Annotated in this window: 14 protein-coding genes; 8 read left to right on the top strand and 6 right to left on the bottom strand. The window is 35.7% G+C overall.

Going from position 1 to position 17,892, the window contains the following annotated elements:
• Window positions 1-29 precede the first annotated feature (29 nt).
• Window positions 30-3,773, top strand: coding sequence for a gliding motility-associated C-terminal domain-containing protein (locus ACLMCG_RS22200; RefSeq protein ID WP_413961304.1), 3,744 nt, complete (start codon window positions 30-32; stop codon window positions 3,771-3,773).
• Between the two features lie 246 nt (window positions 3,774-4,019).
• Window positions 4,020-4,529, top strand: a complete 510-nt coding sequence (locus ACLMCG_RS22195; protein WP_413961303.1) for a hypothetical protein — start codon at window positions 4,020-4,022, stop codon at window positions 4,527-4,529.
• Between the two features lie 920 nt (window positions 4,530-5,449).
• Here the strand turns inward: ACLMCG_RS22195 and ACLMCG_RS22190 are convergent.
• The 5 genes from ACLMCG_RS22190 to ACLMCG_RS22170 all read right to left on the bottom strand — a co-directional run bounded on the left by ACLMCG_RS22190 (window position 5,450) and on the right by ACLMCG_RS22170 (window position 8,716).
• On the bottom strand, window positions 5,450-5,689 hold the full coding sequence (locus tag ACLMCG_RS22190; protein WP_413961302.1) for an IS3 family transposase: 240 nt from the start codon (window positions 5,687-5,689) through the stop codon (window positions 5,450-5,452).
• A gap of 198 nt (window positions 5,690-5,887) precedes the next feature.
• Window positions 5,888-6,154 (bottom strand): IS3 family transposase, encoded by a 267-nt coding sequence (locus ACLMCG_RS22185; RefSeq protein WP_413961301.1) that lies wholly within the window; start codon window positions 6,152-6,154, stop codon window positions 5,888-5,890.
• Between the two features lie 163 nt (window positions 6,155-6,317).
• Window positions 6,318-6,425: a transposase gene (locus tag ACLMCG_RS22180; protein ID WP_413961358.1), complete on the bottom strand. Its 108-nt coding sequence runs from the start codon at window positions 6,423-6,425 to the stop codon at window positions 6,318-6,320.
• 90 nt (window positions 6,426-6,515) lie between these two features.
• Complete coding sequence (locus tag ACLMCG_RS22175) at window positions 6,516-6,749, bottom strand: signal peptidase (protein ID WP_413961300.1); 234 nt, start codon at window positions 6,747-6,749, stop codon at window positions 6,516-6,518.
• Window positions 6,750-6,754: 5 nt separating this feature from the next.
• Complete coding sequence (locus tag ACLMCG_RS22170; RefSeq protein WP_413961299.1) at window positions 6,755-8,716, bottom strand: T9SS type A sorting domain-containing protein; 1,962 nt, start codon at window positions 8,714-8,716, stop codon at window positions 6,755-6,757.
• A 945-nt stretch (window positions 8,717-9,661) separates the two neighbouring features.
• On the opposite strand from ACLMCG_RS22170, the gene ACLMCG_RS22165 reads away from it, so the two are divergent.
• The 3 genes from ACLMCG_RS22165 to ACLMCG_RS22155 all read left to right on the top strand — a co-directional run bounded on the left by ACLMCG_RS22165 (window position 9,662) and on the right by ACLMCG_RS22155 (window position 12,779).
• Window positions 9,662-10,471: an FISUMP domain-containing protein gene (locus tag ACLMCG_RS22165; protein ID WP_413961298.1), complete on the top strand. Its 810-nt coding sequence runs from the start codon at window positions 9,662-9,664 to the stop codon at window positions 10,469-10,471.
• Window positions 10,472-11,109: 638 nt separating this feature from the next.
• On the top strand, window positions 11,110-12,402 hold the full coding sequence (locus tag ACLMCG_RS22160) for an FISUMP domain-containing protein (protein WP_413961297.1): 1,293 nt from the start codon (window positions 11,110-11,112) through the stop codon (window positions 12,400-12,402).
• A 200-nt stretch (window positions 12,403-12,602) separates the two neighbouring features.
• Window positions 12,603-12,779, top strand: coding sequence for a histone H1 (locus tag ACLMCG_RS22155; protein WP_413961296.1), 177 nt, complete (start codon window positions 12,603-12,605; stop codon window positions 12,777-12,779).
• 80 nt (window positions 12,780-12,859) lie between these two features.
• Here the strand turns inward: ACLMCG_RS22155 and ACLMCG_RS22150 are convergent, their stop codons facing one another.
• Window positions 12,860-13,342 (bottom strand): tyrosine-type recombinase/integrase, encoded by a 483-nt coding sequence (locus tag ACLMCG_RS22150; protein ID WP_413961357.1) that lies wholly within the window; start codon window positions 13,340-13,342, stop codon window positions 12,860-12,862.
• Window positions 13,343-14,491: 1,149 nt separating this feature from the next.
• Between ACLMCG_RS22150 and ACLMCG_RS22145 the strand changes: the two genes are divergently transcribed.
• The 3 genes from ACLMCG_RS22145 (at window position 14,492) to ACLMCG_RS22135 (ending at window position 17,525) form a co-directional block, all read left to right on the top strand.
• Complete coding sequence (locus ACLMCG_RS22145) at window positions 14,492-15,712, top strand: FISUMP domain-containing protein (RefSeq protein ID WP_413961295.1); 1,221 nt, start codon at window positions 14,492-14,494, stop codon at window positions 15,710-15,712.
• 527 nt (window positions 15,713-16,239) lie between these two features.
• Window positions 16,240-16,626 carry a hypothetical protein gene (locus tag ACLMCG_RS22140; protein ID WP_413961294.1) on the top strand — a complete coding sequence of 129 codons (387 nt, stop codon included), beginning with the start codon at window positions 16,240-16,242 and terminating at the stop codon, window positions 16,624-16,626.
• 230 nt (window positions 16,627-16,856) lie between these two features.
• A complete protein-coding gene (locus tag ACLMCG_RS22135) occupies window positions 16,857-17,525 on the top strand; it encodes a porin family protein (protein WP_413961293.1) in 669 nt (222 codons plus the stop codon).
• Window positions 17,526-17,892: the final 367 nt, after the last annotated feature.

The following is a 17,892-nucleotide window of genomic DNA, read 5'->3' as shown; positions in this document are numbered from 1 at the left end:
ACTAGTTTTGCATTTTGAATACATTTTTGATGATGATAAGATCTAAAGCACTTTTTTCTACCGTAAAAAAGACATTACTTTTTCTTTTCCTATTTTTTTCACTGGTAGAACTTTTCGGACAAAGAGATACGGAACATTGGATAGCCCCTTACTTTGACAGTACGGGAAATTCATACATCCATGCACTCTATCTTTCAACAGATTCTGTTTCACCGTTTACCGTTAAAATTTATAGCAATAATAATCAGATCGGAAGTGTTGTTATCAGTAAAGGCTCACCCGCAACTTTTACCGTAGCACCCGGTTATATAAAACTGAGTTCAACTTCTGAAGCTGCTTCAAAGTCTACTAAAGGAATATATACAATAGGAGAGAAACCTTATTTTTTGACGATGCGGATCGCTGCTGGCTCACATGCTGAGATTATAACCTCTAAAGGAAGAGCGGGAATCGGAACTAAATTTTTTGCTGCTGCTGCTCCGGCAACTATCAGCTCCAACAGTTATAATTTTACGACTGGAATTCTGGCTACTGAAGATAATACAACAGTGCAGATTTCAGGATATAACCCTGGCATCAGCTTGCTTAATATTGCTTCAACCCCTGCTGTATTGACCGTTACGCTAAACAAAGGTCAGTCTTATACCCTTGCAGGTATCACCAATACAACTGCTAACAGAGACGGATTTATTGGAGCAAGGATTAGTTCCGACAAGGCCATTACGATGACCAATGGTAATTCCAATGGATTTTACGCTACTTCAGGTAGTGATGGTTCGGACCTGATCATGGACCAGTCAATTCCGGTGTCACGTCTTGGAAATGAGTTTGCTATGATTAAAAGTATTTCCACGAGTCCTTACAATATGGATGGAGGAATTGTTATCGCTACTGAAAATAATACTCAGATTTTCCTTAACAACAGTACAAATCCGATAGCAACCATTAATGCCGGACAATATTACAGAATTCTGGCCAATGCTTATATTACTCAGGGTAACGGACATTCAAATATGTATGTCAAAACATCCAAAAATGTTTATCTCTATCAGTTGGTAGGGGTAGGTTCAGGCGGGTATACCGGTGGATATAACCTTATTCCTCCCTTAAGCTGCTTTTTACCCAGAAAGATTGATGAAATTGGCAAGATCAATGAAATGCCTGGTATTTCATCCATATCAGTAAGGTTGAATATTCTTACTCAAACCGGTGCCCATATAACGGTCAACGGAAGCATTCCGACAGCGGCTCAGGGACCGTATCCTCTTCAGGGAAACAATGAATGGGTGAGTTATTCAATACCGAATATAACGGGCAATACTACTATTACTTCAGATAAAGCTGTTACGGCGGGGATCAACGGCGGATATAGTAATGCCGGATACGGCGGATATTTTGCGGGATTCTCTTCAGTACCTGTCATTATGAAAAAGTCCGGTGAATGTGCTCCCGGCATTATTCTTGAGGTTGATGACAGCTATGACACTTACCAGTGGTATCTTAATGGAAATAGTATTTCTGGAGCTACTTCAAATACATATATGCCTGTTCAGGGAGGTAATTATACTGTAAAAATAACTGCCGGGTCCTGTGAACCTAAATTTACTCCTGCTTACAAGATTAACAGCTGTTTGAAAGAAACGACAAAAAGTGATTCTATCTGTGAGGATCATCTCAATATTACTCCTCAGTTTTCCCAATCTTCACAAATCCCGGTTCCAGGAAGTGTTACAATTATTACACAGCCATCTCACGGTACTGTGGTTGTTGATCCTATGACAGGAAATATGATTTATACTGTAGATCAAGGATATACCGGTACTGATAGTTTTGTTTATAAATTTTCCGGAAATGATCCTGAATTCCCGGATTTGGAACAGGTTACCCATTACCTCAATATTTCAAAAACACCCAATGTTCATCATACATCACTCAGCATCTGTTCAATTGCAGATACTGCCGTATTTAATTTAAAAAATGCTGAAACAGCTATTTGTTCTATACCAGGCGTTAATTTTTCCTATTATCAGAATCTGACGGATGCCAATACCGGAAATACCAATACGGTGTCAAATCCTACTGCTTATTCCTCAGGAAATACGATGATATATGTACGTGTATCCTCTGGCTTCTGTTATAGTATCGCAGAGCTACAGCTTATCGTTAATCCAAAGCCTGAACCTGTTATCAGTGTATCCTCTTCGGTAATTTGTCATGATATTCCTGTTGTACTGACTTCCAGTTTACCTACGGGAAATATTTGGTCTACCGGAGAAACAACACAATCCATAACTGTAAATACAGCAGGAGTATATACACTGGTTAATGATAACGCATCCTGCAAAAGTGATTCTGTAGCTGTTACTGTTCTTAAAGATGAAGACCCCCATCTGCAGATCATGGGAAATCTGATATTCTGTGAAGGAGATTCTACACTATTAACCGCGAAAGCAGATGGAACTGGAAATAGCTTTCTTTGGTCTAACGGTACTGCCGGGAACATCCTTTCGGTAACGACGCCGGGAATCTATACCGTAACGATCACTACTGCCTTAGGATGTCAGTACCAGGAGACTGTAACTGTAAAAATGGATCCCCTGATCGTTGTTAGTATTATGCCACCCACGAAGACTATTACATGTAATGAACCCACTATTATGTTAGATGCAACGGGGTCAGTATACCAATCCGGTGATACGTTCCTTTGGACAGCCGGTCCGGGGGGAAATATTGTTTCAGGAGGAAATACTTTAACGCCTGTGGTTAGCAAAGGCAGTGTCTATACTTTAAGCATTAGCAGTTCTACTCCAATGGGCTGTGTAAAGCAGGGTTCGGTCACCGTATCAGAAGATACCGTCCCACCTCCGGTATCTGTTACGGCTCAGCAGTTGATAATTTGTAAAGGAGATTCTGTTATCCTGACTGCTTCCGGAGCACAAGCTTATATATGGACAGGATTGCCCGGGAACGGCAATACCCAAACGGTTTCTCCGGCTGTAACAACAACCTATACTGTTGAAGGAACGGGTGCTAACGGGTGTACAGCTGAGGCAAGTATTATCATTACTGTGGTTCCTGCCATTGAGTCTACTCTTGATGATATAAAAGTATGTAAAGGACAGAAGGGGCTATTGGATGCCGGATCCGGTTCCAATTATACTTATCTATGGAGCACAGGAGAAACAACCAGAACCATTGAGGTCACTCAGGACGGAACTTATACTGTAACGATCAGCAATGGAGTTTGTTCAAAACAATATTTGGCTCATGTTTCATACACTCAGGTACCGGATATTCTTGAGGTCATCTACGAAAACGATGCTTTAAAGATTCTTGTGAAAAACCATGAAAATCTTCCACTGGAATATTCTATTGACGGTGGAGTGCTTTGGCAGGATTCTGAGATATTCTACCATGTTCTTAAAAATACGGAATACAGTATAAAAGTCAGAAATACCAGAGCTCTTTGTGATGTTTCAGTGCCATACTATACATTCTTTTTACCTAATGCAATTACCCCTAACGGTGATGGTCAGGATGATGTAATCAGCTTTGCGGGTATCATAAAGCGGAAAAATTTTTCTGCTGTTATATTCGATAGATATGGTCATCATATTTTTAAAGCTTCTGAAAACAATCCTGCATGGGACGGACAATATTTAGGAAGGTCTGTTGCTACTGGTACTTACTGGTATACTGTGTCATGGGATGATCCGGTTAGCGGGAAACCATTTATCAAATCGGGATGGATACTTGTAAAGAATAGAAATTGATGTGGAGCCGATAAATTTTTCCATAGATCAGATTCATTCTTTCTTCTGAAAAATAGCAAAAACCCTTACACAATAATGAGTGACAGTTTCTTTAAAAAGATTAACCAATATTTAATTAATCTTGTATAGGAAACACATTTATTGAACTACATTTTTTAATTCATAGTCTTATAAGTTATTTTCTTTTTTTGACCGGTCTCTTGAGGCCGGTTTATAAAGCTTTTTCAACATAATCAGTGTAGGAATATGGGAAATGTCTTTAGTTTAAATTTGGGAATTGAAAATACTTCGGGCGATTTTATTTCTTTTCTAAGCACGAGTAATTATTACCTTCCTAATCGTTTTGATGCTGAAAGAGAACTTAAAAAAAATCAGAAGGCAGACGGTGTATATGGAGTGGTTGGAATCCATTATTATTCAGAAAAAACAAAAGATAAATACTATCATCTGTATAAAGACAGCTTAATTCCTGGCTGTAAGATATGTCATTCCAAAACTTTTATTCCCAAAAAGCTTAATAAAGCTGATTTGTTTGATCAGTTCAGCATCGATGCATTGACAGTACGGAAAGATGGCTTGCTTGAAAAAATTCAGTATCTTTTTACTTCATATTCAATGCAGGGAGTTCATCACCGCTGTAAAGTACTGTGGACTGATGACAAAGAAACTGTTTCTTCTTATGCAGACTTAGAGCGTAATAAGCGGTTTTTAAATTGGTTCATCAATCTGCAAACACTTAAATCCTTAACCAGATAAGTAGTGAAAATTTTACAATCTACTTATGAAAAACTACAAGATTTTTGGTATTTAAAAAAAAGAATTGTAATATTTTTGTAGTATAATATAAAGTTAATAATAATACATTAAAATGTCGAATTACAAGTTATGAAGAAAAAAAGAGTATTAATTTGGGTTATTTCAATTATTGCTATCAATTTATGTATCGGATGTGATGTTGAACCCTGGCGTATTCAGAATAAAGATTATTCAAAAGCTAACAGTTTGTTGGTCATGAAAATACCCAAATTCATAAAAGAGCAGGTAGAAAAAATATTAAAAAACTGAAAATAAATTAAGAAATAGTAATCATTTAAATAAATAATCTGTAAGGAGGAAAATATATTATTTTTCTCCTTTTTTTTACTTTTACAAAAGTTGCTTATAGGTGAAGACTTTCCCTTTTGGTATAGTAATGTAGTGATTATATTACAGTTGAATCTATATAAAACTATATGTCTTTCGTATGTGATTTAGCGTATATGTTTTAAGTTTGCAATAGAGAATATCAAAAAGATATTTCAAATTTTAATAATTATAGAAAATTTTTCAGGAAATTGTATGGCAAGTATTAAGTTTACTATTCAGATAGTATAATACCTCACCTGAATAGAAATGCTCTGATTTTGTCCTTGTAGTTTTTATATCATGATCGAATTTCTACAAGATGACATAAACATAGCATTATTGTACATTTGAATATACAACTTTTTATTGTCATTTATTTGTGTGTTACCGGAGCTCAACTCCGGTTTTTTTATTTCCATAAAGGGAGTTTCAAATATAAACAAATAAATTGATATCGTTTACTAAAATACTTATAATGTAAATTGTCAGCAAAAAGTGTATTGATTATGGTATTACTGAAGGGATTGGACTTGCAAATAAAATCGGCAGTATCAGTTAAGCAGTTTTTTTAAGATATTATATTTTTTTCTGTTATTAAATTGCTCTATTGTAAGGTTTCCAAGTGTGGAATGACGACGTTCTTTATTATACCAGATTTCTATATATTCGAATAAGTCTGTTTTCATTTGCTTCTTGGAAATCAATTTATTGTCGTAGATCTGTTCAGGTTTTAATGTTTTAAAGAAACTCTCAGCGACAGCATTATCCCAGCAGTTTCCTTTTCTACTCATACTTCTTGTTACGATTTTATAGGAATCTAATGTGTTGCTAAATTTCTCGCAGGCATACTGTGTTCCCGATCTGAATGAAAAATCAGACCAGCAGAAAGTTTACGGTTCTTAATTGCCATTTTCCAAGCTGCCAAAGACTTTTCTTCAGTTTTCATCCCATCGCTAATACTCCAGCCAATACATTTACGGTCGTATAGATCAAGAACGGGTGGTCAGGTATAAAAAACCTTTTTTACTCTGTAGTCCCAAGTTTTTCATATACTTAGCAACTGTAACCCTAGAAATATTAACCCCATTATTCAACAGCTCAGCAGTTATTCTTGGACTCCCATACCGCTGTTTTTTATTGAAGTAGACAGCCTTTGTTTTGTCTTCAAGAATTTTACTTTTACTATTTTTTGTCTCTTTGGAACTGCTTTGCCAAGTATAATAGCTTCTGGAACCAATGCCCAGAACTTTACACATCTTTTCAATCGGATATAGCGGCTGATGCTGCTTTGATAAATCTATATACTACTGATCGCTCTTGGAAAAGATGCCTATGGCCTTTTTAGGATATCGAGTTCGAGTTGCGAACCCTTGAGCTTTTTCTCTAATAAACTAATACGCTCCTGTTCTCTGGTTTGCTTCAGATTACCATTTCCCGGAAAACTGCCAGATCCAAACTCTTGCGCCTCTTACGCCATTTATATAACTGAGCGGCAGAAATCCCTAGTTCACGGGCTAATTCAGAAATATTCTTCCTGGATTTAAAAGCGCGATTGACCTTTATAAATAAAAAAAGCTCTCTGATTAATCAGAGAGCTTTTTTTATTTATAATAAAGTCTATATTTCTTTGATTGAGTGTTTCTTTGTGAAATATACAATAAACAATACTGCAATGACACCTAAAGCATACACATACATATCAATGGGTGAGGCAACAGGAGCCCCCGGACCAACTGGTCCTACATCTCCTGGAGTAGGAGGTCCTCCCGGGCCAACTGGCCCTACATCTGCACTAACTAATGCAGCTGCAAAAAGGAAAAAAGTTAAAAGTAACTTATTAATAGATTTCATATGTTTTATTTTAAGATTTTTGTGTTAACAACCTCTCCACTGTCTGAAACAACTTTTACAACATATGTACTTTTAACTTGTTTATCCAGTTCAATTACAAAGTCTGTAGATGTGTTAACAGCCTTTTTAGAGATTATCAGTTTTCCACTCATATCATAAACTTCGATATCTGCTTTTTTCCATTTTGGGTCAAATCTTACAATGTAGTTGGTAATCTGGGGATTATATACAACCATTGTTCTTGAAGGACGCTTTGTTTCATCAGTGGCCAGTACCAAATTACTAGGCTCACCGTAATACAAATCAAACTCGGCATCATTAACAGGAATAATGTCTCCCTGTTTAGCCTGTTGAGCTGTACCGTTCGGTGATTTATAATAAAATCCAATACCGGTAGATAGAGCGTGGGTACCGGTGCTTATCAGTTGTGCATTTTCTCTGATTTCGAATTTGTAAGACTTAACTTTATTCAGGTCATAATTCACTAACTTAATATTCTTTCCCTTGAAATTAAATTCGTTAGCTTCATTAATATATAGCCAGTACTGATTCATATAGTTGGTATCATAACCACCATTCATGGCTTCCTCAAAAGTACCAATAGCATTGGCAGAACTGTTGGTAATCTGAGTTCTGGCATCGGGAGAATGTCCTGTTATTGCTTCCGGAGAAACTACATAATATGTTCTGGCTACTTCATTGCCATTCACATCAAGTCCGATAACGCCAAGTTGTTTTACGCTTCCTGTACCATTTTTATTTGCAGCTACATTATAGTCTGTATTTCCTGATCTGCTGTAATAATTAAACCTTCTCAGATTGGCAAAATTAAGCTGGTCAGCTGCGGTATTATCTTTGAGTTTAATGGTAAATGTTTCTAATGGTCTGACCATTAGGTAGTCAATATCTCCAATAGGTGTTCCTGATAAACCATAAGTTACAAATTTAAATGCACCTGTACTTTGTGTACCTCCAGCGGTAGTAACTACTGTTGCAGGCTGTAATCTGATTCCATAGATGTTACTCAGATAAACTCCATCTCCGTTGGCTGCAGGTTCATTCTGCGCAATGTTGAATAAGTCCAGATTAGTCAAAAACGGATTAGCCAATGAATAGATGTTTTTACCGAAATTACCCTGCCATGCGGTGCCTCCTGAAGCAATTTCAAAACCATCCTGTACATAGGTGTTATAAGGTTCATTATACATATTTAAGGCTGAACCATTGGAGCCGAAATTAACGCTGGAAGCTGCGTTTTGTAATGTGACCGCCGATCCTACATCGGTAAATGGCCTACCTGAAAGAGTTCTTGTGCTAGTACCAAGGTCTAAACCACTTCCACCAAGCATATAGTATGTACTGCCAGGATTGGTAACTCCTAATTTAGAGCTTATGCTAAAATTAGTTGAAACCGTATTGGCATTATTCGACCAAAGGATTTCATTCTGTGAATACCTTGTATTATTAAAAGTCTTACCTAGTTCCGGGCTTAATGTAGAAGCTGTTTTGTCATAAAAAGGCATTCCGATTTGCTGGTAAGTACCATGTTTAATTGATCTGTATTCCTGATCTACAATACCTGTAATATTGGATTGAGGAATTCCAGAAATGTAAAGCTGTCCATAGGTATACGCCGGTGTCGCTGCAGGATTGTTTTCATTAGCTGAAGCATATGCAGTAGGTTCGTTAAGTTTATTAACAAAATTCCCTGTAACAGTGCCTTCCGCTTTGTCCGTTCCTCCCGTAGTTATTGTTTTGAAAGAATCGGAAGCAGTACCTGAAACGATAACGTTTCCGTGGTTTTCAATAGTTCCATTTCCCCTTGTTTGCAAGCCTCCACCATTATACAATAGTGTACCTTTGCTTACGAAAGCTATAGCAGTGTCATCTACATGTAGTAGAATGTTCTGCGCCTGAACAGAACCAATTGCTGCTAATAAACCAATAGCTGATAAACTTTTTTTCATTAGTATGATTGTTTGTGTTAAACAAATTTTAAAATTGCAAATGCAAATTTTTATATCCGGCAGGTATGCCATGATATAAAATCTGATTATAAATTGTTAGACAAATTTAACCAGTAAGTTCGTTGGGAAGCTTCAAAATTGCATAGTAATTTCACTAATCTATTGTAGTTTTTTAACTATAATTATTGTTTTTGTTGTAGTTTTAATAATTATATAGGCTTTTTAATGTGTGATTAATTTATGATTTTTTTTTGACAGGCAATATATATTGTAATTGAATTGAGAAGGTGTAGTACATCTGGTTGTTAGGCAGTATACACAGTCTTATAGAGGAATAGAAATAGAAGTAAGTAGCCAGGGGGGGTGCTCTGATCTTTCAGGAATGTTTATTACAATATTGCATATAGCGTTAATATGCAGTTACGCTAGCTTGTGTATGGTTATTACTTAAGAGCTTATTCAAGTTCGTTATAAAACTACACTATTATTAGTGATAATATGACTATCGTAACAGGTAAATACAGAAAATATATTTTTAGATTTGTAATCTTTTAAAAATGTTTAATATTTCATTGTATGGTGTGAAATATTAATAAGTCTGAGTTATTTGTTTACATGATCCGGTATGGCTATAATAGTTTTACCGGATTTTTATTAAGGATTTCCATTACATGGACAAAAGATGCTGTACCAATGTTTTTTTATTTCGTAGTTTAAAAACTATGATTAATTAAATGTAATATGATAGGATATCAGTGATATGGTAGATTCTAATATACTAAATTCGTAGTGTTAATTCGTTATAAGGTCATGGATATGAAAGTAAGTGCAGTCTAATGATTTGTAAAAAATGCATATAAATTTAGAACAGCTATCCATTATTTCTATTACCTTAAATTAAGTAATAAAAGAAAAGATTATCAATAATTTAAATATTATAAACAAATGAGAAAAATTTATCTGTTACCAATAATTTTCTTTGGTATTTTGTCTTACGGACAAACAGGAGGTCATAATAAGACTCCAAAACCGACTCTAAACAGAGTGAGTTCAGCAGTGAAAGAAGGCCGTTCCGAGCAAATCAAGAGTTTAAGCATGTCAGGTAATGCCGTGAAAGCTTCCAATCAACCTCAAACTCTTAGTGTGATTATCAATGGACTTGTCCGTCAGATGATGATTTATAACCTTGGAGCTAATACTGAGATGAATCCTAATTTTCCTCAACAGGGTATTATGGGAGATTATTACCAATGGGGCAGGCATGATGCTGTTGCTACTGCTTACACTGATCCTGGGAGTATAGCGGGATGGAATGCCACAGCTTATGCTCCCAATAAATCCTGGAACAGTGGAACAGAAGCTTCTCCTGTAAAAACATTAAATGATCCATGCCCTGATGGTTTTAGAGTCCCTACCCATAATGAATGGGAGTCATTTGACAGTTCCAGTAGTTCTAAATATAATATTGGAAGCTGGGTTAACACAGGATATGGAGGTGCTGCTAATTTCAGTGCTGCCAAAATATATGTAAATAATGGAAACACCATAACGCTGCCGGCGGCAGGAACACGTGTGTATAATAATAATGGGAGTTTAATGTGGCGTGCTGTGAATGGATATTATTGGAGCAGCACTGAAGCGCCCTATAAGAATAATATCCAGGCAATTGCTATAACCTTTGATTCCGAAAAAATTTATACTGCAAATGCTCCTGTGCGTACCAGTGGTAATTCTATTCGTTGTATTTCACAATAGTATCTTGTATTGGTTTAGGATAAGATGGTTTGTAAATAAGTGTAGGGGTCAGTACCTTCTGCAATGAGCATAAAAATGATCGATTAATATTTTTTATCCGGAGGAATTATTCTCCGGATTTTTATTTTCATCAACTGTTTATCTTCTGACTTATATCAATATTTTTATGGCAACTGTGTTGGATCAGCAGGTTTAACTGACTTTATCTGATACCAATCACTCATTTCTGATTAAAGCCTATATTGGAATACATCTCCATATCTTTCTAGGGAAACAAAGAATATATTGGAGATATATGTACAACTGCTTTTTATATACTGTAAAATTAGATTCATTTTGTATCATCTGTAATGCGGATTAGGATACAATTTGTGTCATTTTTAATTCGTTTTAACAGTTTTATTATAATCTTGTAGTAAGCTAGTAATTATCTTACATGCTTTACAATATAAAACTACATAATCTTCGGTTTCTGTATAAGGGATGTATATTAAATTTGCCTGACCATTTCCAACCATAGATGGAATGGGAAAAATCTGAGACTGTAAAAATTTATAAATGACTTCAAAATATGCTAATTTTGAAATTACAGTATCTCTTCGAAATTAATGAATTCAAAATTTAAAATATTTAGGTAAATGAAGAAAAGATATTTATTATCGATGGGTTTAATGAGTGTTTTGTCTTATGGACAGGTGGGAATTAATAATAAGTCTCCCAGATCTACTTTAGATGTGACTGAAAAAACGATAGACGGCAGCCATGCTGAAGGTCTAATGATTCCGCGGGAGACAGGAAATGCTCTTAAATCAGCCGATAATGCCGGAGTATATGGGGCGGATCAGGACGCTACCCTTGTTTTTGTAACTGCTGCTCCTGATCCTAATAACCGTACAGGGCAGGTGGAAAAAGTAGATTCTCGCGGATTTTATTTTTTTGATGCGGGAGCTAACCGTTGGACAAAGATTGTTTCAGGCAGTAATACTCCCAATGTAGGTCAGATTACTGAGTTGCTGTGCTTGTCTTCTATCCATTCAGGAGACTTGACCTCCCAGACCCCTGCGGCAGGAGTCATGACTCAGATACCTTATAATGGAGGTAATGGCGGCACATTTAGCGGTGTGAGTATTCCTTCCAGTGGGGTAGCAGGACTTACTGCTATACTTACTGCTGGTACATTTCAAAACGGAAGCGGTACCCTTAATTTCAGTATTATAGGAACTGCTGTGACATCGGGTACGGCTAATTTTAATCTTAGCATAGGTGGACAAACCTGTAACTTCAGCCGTACTGTGAAGGCGGGCAGCTCTTTTGCAGACGATATTGAGGTGATTATTGACGGAAAGATCCGAAGAATGAAAGCTCATAACGTGGGTGTTGACACCTCGAAAAACCCTGATATTCCTAATCAGGCAATTATAGGTAATTATTACCAATGGGGTAGAAAGGACCCTGCTGCAACAGCATACACTTCTGCTGCTGCAATTTCAGGTTATAACACCACAAATGCAGCTAACAAATCCTGGAATAAAGGTACTGAATCAGTGCCTTTAAAAAATACCGCGAATGATCCATGTCCTAGCGGATACCGGGTTCCTACCCGAGCTGAATGGCAGGGATTTATTACCGCCAGTACCACCACTAATATAGGAACATGGGCCTTAGGTGCCACTGATGGTGCTACCAATTTCAGTGTTGCAAAGGTATTTAAGAATAACGGAAATAAGATTACTTTCCCCGGAGGTGGAAACCGTTTCTATCTTACAGGAGCATTGGGGTATCGTGCCAATAATGGAAATTATTGGAGCAGTACGGAAAATGAAGTGCTTACTACGGATGCCTATTTCCTCTCTTTCTTTAAAGATATTGCTCCTGCCAATTATTCACTCAGCCGTCCTTACGGCTTTTCTGTACGTTGTATTTCAGAATAAATATACGGAGAACAGAGCTGTATTACTTGTAATTGTTGATCCTGAGGGAAATAATGAGACAGAAATTGCTCCTCAGAAAGCCTCTTGGGGTTATCTGAACAGGTAATTTTGAAAGTTTAAAAAATTGGCAATCTATTATTGCTATTTGCCGGTATAAACATTATATTGGCTCTCCAAAATTAATTATATATTATTTAGTTATGAAAGAACTATTAGAAAAGATTAACGCAGAATTTGATGCATTTACTACTGAAGCTAACCAACAGTCAGAAAAAGGAAATAAGGCAGCAGGAACAAGAGCAAGAAAATCAGCTTTAGAACTTAGCAAGCTTTTTAAAGAATTCAGAAAAGTTTCTGTTGAATATAGCAAGCAGTAGATTATCACAAGCTGTTTTTCAGAGGTGTTAGTAATCAAATGATTACATGCTTATTCTGAAAAACAGCTTTTCATAATAATTTAAGCCAATCCTTTCAAAAATGATTTTAATTCTTTATCTTTTTTCCAGGAGGTCTCCTTTATTTGAGTACTGAACAAATTTTCAGATACTTTTTCTATGGCTTCTCTTTTAAATTTGGAATCGGCTTTTGCATATATTTCTGTGGTCTGTATGGAAGTATGTCCCAACAAATCACGGATGTATATCAGATTTACACGAGCCTGCAATAAGTGCATAGCTCGTGAATGTCTAAAACAATGTGGACTGATTTTTTTATGAACTAGTTCCGGACTTTGGGTATGTGCCATTGCGGCATAGTTTTGCAGTATATATGTAATACCTGATCCTGTAAGTTTATTCCTTCCTCTGTTATAAAACAAAGGATATTCCCTTTCATATGGGAAGGACGGATGATTTTCGTCAAGGTATGTTTTAAGAACATTAACCATCTCGTCTCTGAGAGGTACAACACGTGATTTGTTTCCTTTACCATGTAATCGGATAATTGCAGGTTTTCAAGCCTTACACTTGTACAGGTAAGGTCAATAATTTCCTGGATTCTGGCTCCTGTTTCATAAAGCAGACTAAGAATCGTTAGATTCCGACGTCCGTGCTTACTATTTAAAGGCACTTGATCCAATATGCATTTAATTCCATCTGTTGTCAGGTAATTTATGGAAGTCGTTTTTTTCTTCTTCAGCCTGATGGAACATATCGATTGCCAGGTTGCCGGTTTAGTGGGATACTTTCTTTCCATGAATTGGAAAAACGAACATATTGCAGTATAACGCTGGTTACGGGTAGCAATACTGTTGTTCCTGCTCACTTCCAGCCACCAATCAATTTATGGACATTATCACAACAATGTTATCAAAAGTTACATTACTAAATCAACAAAACTGATGCTAAATAGTAACTCACTTGTGATAATCTACTGCTTGCTATATTCTACATTCTATTATAAATCCAATTTATGGATGGTCTCTAAAACTATACGGCAGAAAATCACCAGTGACTCTTATCATTATCGATTTCCCAGAAAAGTTTTTCGGTAATAAATTCTTTTAGTGATTTCATAATAATTGAATTTTAAAATATATGTATACACTACTCGGGTAAACTTCTCTGTCTTTATTTCATGATGTTGTTTTATGTTTACATTCTAATATATTATCACCTTTATTCTTGTGGCCAGGGTTGTTATATTCTGGTTCTTATCTGTAGTTGAAAAACTACATTTATCTAGATTAAATACGATGATTATGTAATTGGCGTGTTATATTAAATTATGTATTTTTATGAAAAATTATCATATATAAATTATATTGTTTGGTGTATTGATATTGTATAAGTAATAAAAATAAACATTAGGCAATTTTAATCTTGGCTATTCAAGTGGTTAATGTAAGAAATCAATATTAGAATAGAAATATTATTTTTTGTATGATTTCTTTTGGATAGATAAAAGAAAATCATCCCTTAGAATTATTACCAATGGCAAATAACATCAGCTATCAAGGAGGTAAATCACAAAATTGACATTTAAATTTTTGATTTTAACCATCTCTAGGTTAACTGGTTTACCTACTTTATTATCTATAGAAAAGTATACCATTAGAACCCAATAAAACTAATTATCAAATATTTAACACATGAGAAAAATATATTTATTACCAATGTTTTTTCTTGGCAACTTATTGTATGGACAAGTTTATACCAACACTTCAGAAGGAATTATCATACCTCGTCTGGCGGGTAACATGCTTAAAACATCAGAAGTAAACGGTATTTATTCTAATGCTAAGGATGCCATTCTGGTATATGTTACAGCACCTCCTGATCCTGATAAACGTACTGGTCAGGTAGAAGGAATAGATGTTAAAGGATTCTACTATTTCGATGCAGCGAGTAATCGATGGATCAAAATAATCTCTACTGCTAAGGTTACAGCAACCTTATCACAGTTGTTATGTTCTTCTTCTACTAATGTAGGGTTCTTGGAAACAGCACGGCCCGCTTCTGGGGTCAGTGTCATTGTACCCTATAATGGTGGGAATGGAGGTGAGTATTCTGCTTTACATATTCCTTCTACTGGTGTTACAAATCTTAATGCAGATCTCTATCCTGGAAATCTTAGTATTGGTGGTGGCTTTTTAATATTTAATATCACAGGAACGCCTCTTACAACAGGAACGGCTACTTTTAATATCAATCTGGCGGGTAAAACCTGCAGTTTCAGCCTTCCGGTACAACCTAGGACTAGATTTGATGATATAGTAAATGTCTCTATTAACGGTAAGATCCGCCAAATGATGTCCCGAAATCTAGGTGCCAATCCTATCCTGGACCCTGATTTGCCTACACAAGCTATTATGGGGGATTACTATCAATGGGGTAGAAAAGATGCAGTGGCTACGTCTTATACGTCTGCTGAAGCTATTTCAGGATGGAATAAAGAAATAGCACCTGATAAAGCATGGAACAAAGGTACCGAAACTGAACCAATAAAAACGGATGATGATCCTTGTCCTGCAGGATTCCGTGTTCCTACACGACATGAATGGGTGGGATTTAAGGCGAGCAGTACTGCTAGTCATATTGGAACTTGGGCTACATCATCTACAGATGGAACCAATAATTTTACTGCTGCCACGGTATTCTCCAACAATGGAAATACTTTAACCCTACCTACTACAGGATACCGAGTCTACAATACCGGAGCATTAACAAACCGAGCTTATAACGGGAACTACTGGAGTAGTACGGAGTACGCAGGTTCAAACGCATACAATTTTTCCTTTAGCAGTACAATTAATCCAGAGAACAACGGGAGCCGTGCAAATGGCGTATCGGTACGCTGTATTTCAGAGTAAAATTATAATATATTGCTTTTAAATAACTTCTAGAAACCAATGCAGCAGATATTATTTGCTGCATTTTATTTTAAGTTTGCTATAAATTTTAGTTATTCCCGTTTTTTTCAATAGTAAAATAAACGTACTCATTACCTTTACTACAATATTTTCATTAGCCTACTGTAATTCTATCTAACAATATTGATATAGATTATTATTCCTTTCAAATAAAAGCAAGCATCGTAGTTATTGCTTTACAGAGATTACCACAAAAAACGATAGTTATTCGAAGTATTAGCTAAAATATAAGGTTTAATTTTACAATATAGGAAGAATATAAATACAGCTATAGAAGGGGCTTTTATTCCCAACTATTATGCGCGATATACAGCAACTTCTCTCGTTCCGGCTTTTTAAATTCATGAAAAATTAAAATAAAAGTGAGCTTACCTTTCTCCGACAGGTATTGTGAATATTAAAGAGTTACTGTACGTATTGAAGGTCTAAAAAAATTAGGTACTAACAGTTCTTAAATAATATTGATTATGAAAAATTTACTGATAATAGCATTAAGCTTTATGATAGTTACCGCAGGTTTAGTCTCTTGTTCAAGAGACAATTCGGATGAACTTACTAAAAATGAGGCTGAATGGCCTTATTATATTAACGGACATTACTACGCTCCTAAGAATTATTATAAAAAGGGTGGTTACTGGGGTAATGATGGATACTACTACAGATCTGAATTATATTATTACTATGATAATGATATTCCTTATTATTTTCAGGATAACGACGTTTCCAAAATAAAAATATATGTTGAAAAACAATGGGGTGATGCCATGTATGGAACAGATGAGAAAGGATTACAGGAATATCACCATAATCCTACTGTCTATAGTAACAGTTTTATTTTACCGGAGCAGAACTAATACTCATTGCAACAGAATCGTTTCAAAAACTATTCACTTAATTCAAGGAGAGCAACTCCAGATCCATGCTTGTTTACCAAATAGGCCAGTAATGGAATTGGTAGATTACATTTTATTGTAAAGGAAATGAAGAGATTCTTATGGTTTACATTAATGGGAACCAGTCATCTTTATATTGTAAAATCAATTGGGAAAAATAGAGCCCAATATCAGAACATAATATCTATCATATGAAAAAACTTTTAGTAGCCTCGGCTTTGACTCTTTCCACTTTATCCTCTGCACAAGTATTATGGAATATTACAAGATTTGGTCTTACAGGAGGGGTAAACTACTCAAGTGTATCCCGTGCCCACAATCCTGCTGGTGCGAGGTATGCCTCTCAGGTGGGTGTTTTGGCTCTGATCCCTGTAGGTATTGCCAATCAATTTTATATACAGCCTGAAGTTCTTTACTACGGAGCAGGAGAAACAGGAAGAAACAAAAAGGCTAAGGGAAAAGACGGTTACAATGCAGTATATGCCAATAACTATGTGAGCGTACCTCTTTTCCTAAAAACATACTTTTCAGGAGACGAATCGGAAATGTTTGGACTGATAGGTCCCAGGTTTAATTTTTTATTAAATCAGAAAGTCAGAAATGTGCCTACATTAAGACCTTATTATGATCCGGATGTTACTGATCCTGCGCAACCGGAAGTCAACGGAAAAGCCAAGAACTTTAACTGGGGACTGGGATTCGGACTAGGATATAGCTATAAAAGACAGCTTGAAGTAACAGTACAATATGATTTAGGCTTATCTGATACCTATCCCGGTCTTGCCAAAGAAAAACATGGTACCGATAATAAAAAGTCTGAACAGGTAGTTGCACTTACTTTAAGCTATATATTCAATTAAATTGTATAATGCTGTTGTTGTCTAAAAACAATTTATATTAGTGTTTTTCCATAGCAATGTTTTAATAGCTCAAACTGAAAAAGACGGTCAAATTGACCATCCCAATTCTGTAAAAGTTTGTTGACATATTTAATCAAATCCTAAAACATATTATAAGTCAGCGAAAACATCCTCTAAAGTTCATTTTCGACCTTCATTTGTTACATTGCTTAATCCAAATAATAGGATTTTTTATAAAAACGGTGTGGTTTACTTTCATAATTTAAACTGATAGCCATTGAGAATAATTGCAATATATATCTTGTTTGTTTTAGAAAAGCTACTAAAAAGTGCGGCAAATTCTTTGCCGCACAGATGTATGAGTATC

This window comes from Chryseobacterium sp. S90 (assembly GCF_047444895.1).
GTDB lineage: Bacteria > Bacteroidota > Bacteroidia > Flavobacteriales > Weeksellaceae > Chryseobacterium.
Note: the sequence above shows the minus strand (reverse complement) of the source record. Positions and strands in the feature narration are given on the sequence as shown.

What these genes read in the sequence shown, in the direction of transcription:
- ACLMCG_RS22200 (WP_413961304.1), top strand. Translation starts at nt 30, where the DNA reads ATGATGATAAGATCTAAAGCACTTTTTTCTACCGTAAAAAAGACATTA.
- ACLMCG_RS22195 (WP_413961303.1), top strand. Translation starts at nt 4,020, where the DNA reads ATGGGAAATGTCTTTAGTTTAAATTTGGGAATTGAAAATACTTCGGGC.
- ACLMCG_RS22190 (WP_413961302.1), bottom strand. Translation starts at nt 5,689, where the DNA reads ATGAGTAGAAAAGGAAACTGCTGGGATAATGCTGTCGCTGAGAGTTTC.
- ACLMCG_RS22185 (WP_413961301.1), bottom strand. Translation starts at nt 6,154, where the DNA reads ATGTGTAAAGTTCTGGGCATTGGTTCCAGAAGCTATTATACTTGGCAA.
- ACLMCG_RS22175 (WP_413961300.1), bottom strand. Translation starts at nt 6,749, where the DNA reads ATGAAATCTATTAATAAGTTACTTTTAACTTTTTTCCTTTTTGCAGCT.
- ACLMCG_RS22170 (WP_413961299.1), bottom strand. Translation starts at nt 8,716, where the DNA reads ATGAAAAAAAGTTTATCAGCTATTGGTTTATTAGCAGCAATTGGTTCT.
- ACLMCG_RS22165 (WP_413961298.1), top strand. Translation starts at nt 9,662, where the DNA reads ATGAGAAAAATTTATCTGTTACCAATAATTTTCTTTGGTATTTTGTCT.
- ACLMCG_RS22160 (WP_413961297.1), top strand. Translation starts at nt 11,110, where the DNA reads ATGAAGAAAAGATATTTATTATCGATGGGTTTAATGAGTGTTTTGTCT.
- ACLMCG_RS22155 (WP_413961296.1), top strand. Translation starts at nt 12,603, where the DNA reads ATGAAAGAACTATTAGAAAAGATTAACGCAGAATTTGATGCATTTACT.
- ACLMCG_RS22145 (WP_413961295.1), top strand. Translation starts at nt 14,492, where the DNA reads ATGAGAAAAATATATTTATTACCAATGTTTTTTCTTGGCAACTTATTG.
- ACLMCG_RS22140 (WP_413961294.1), top strand. Translation starts at nt 16,240, where the DNA reads ATGAAAAATTTACTGATAATAGCATTAAGCTTTATGATAGTTACCGCA.
- ACLMCG_RS22135 (WP_413961293.1), top strand. Translation starts at nt 16,857, where the DNA reads ATGAAAAAACTTTTAGTAGCCTCGGCTTTGACTCTTTCCACTTTATCC.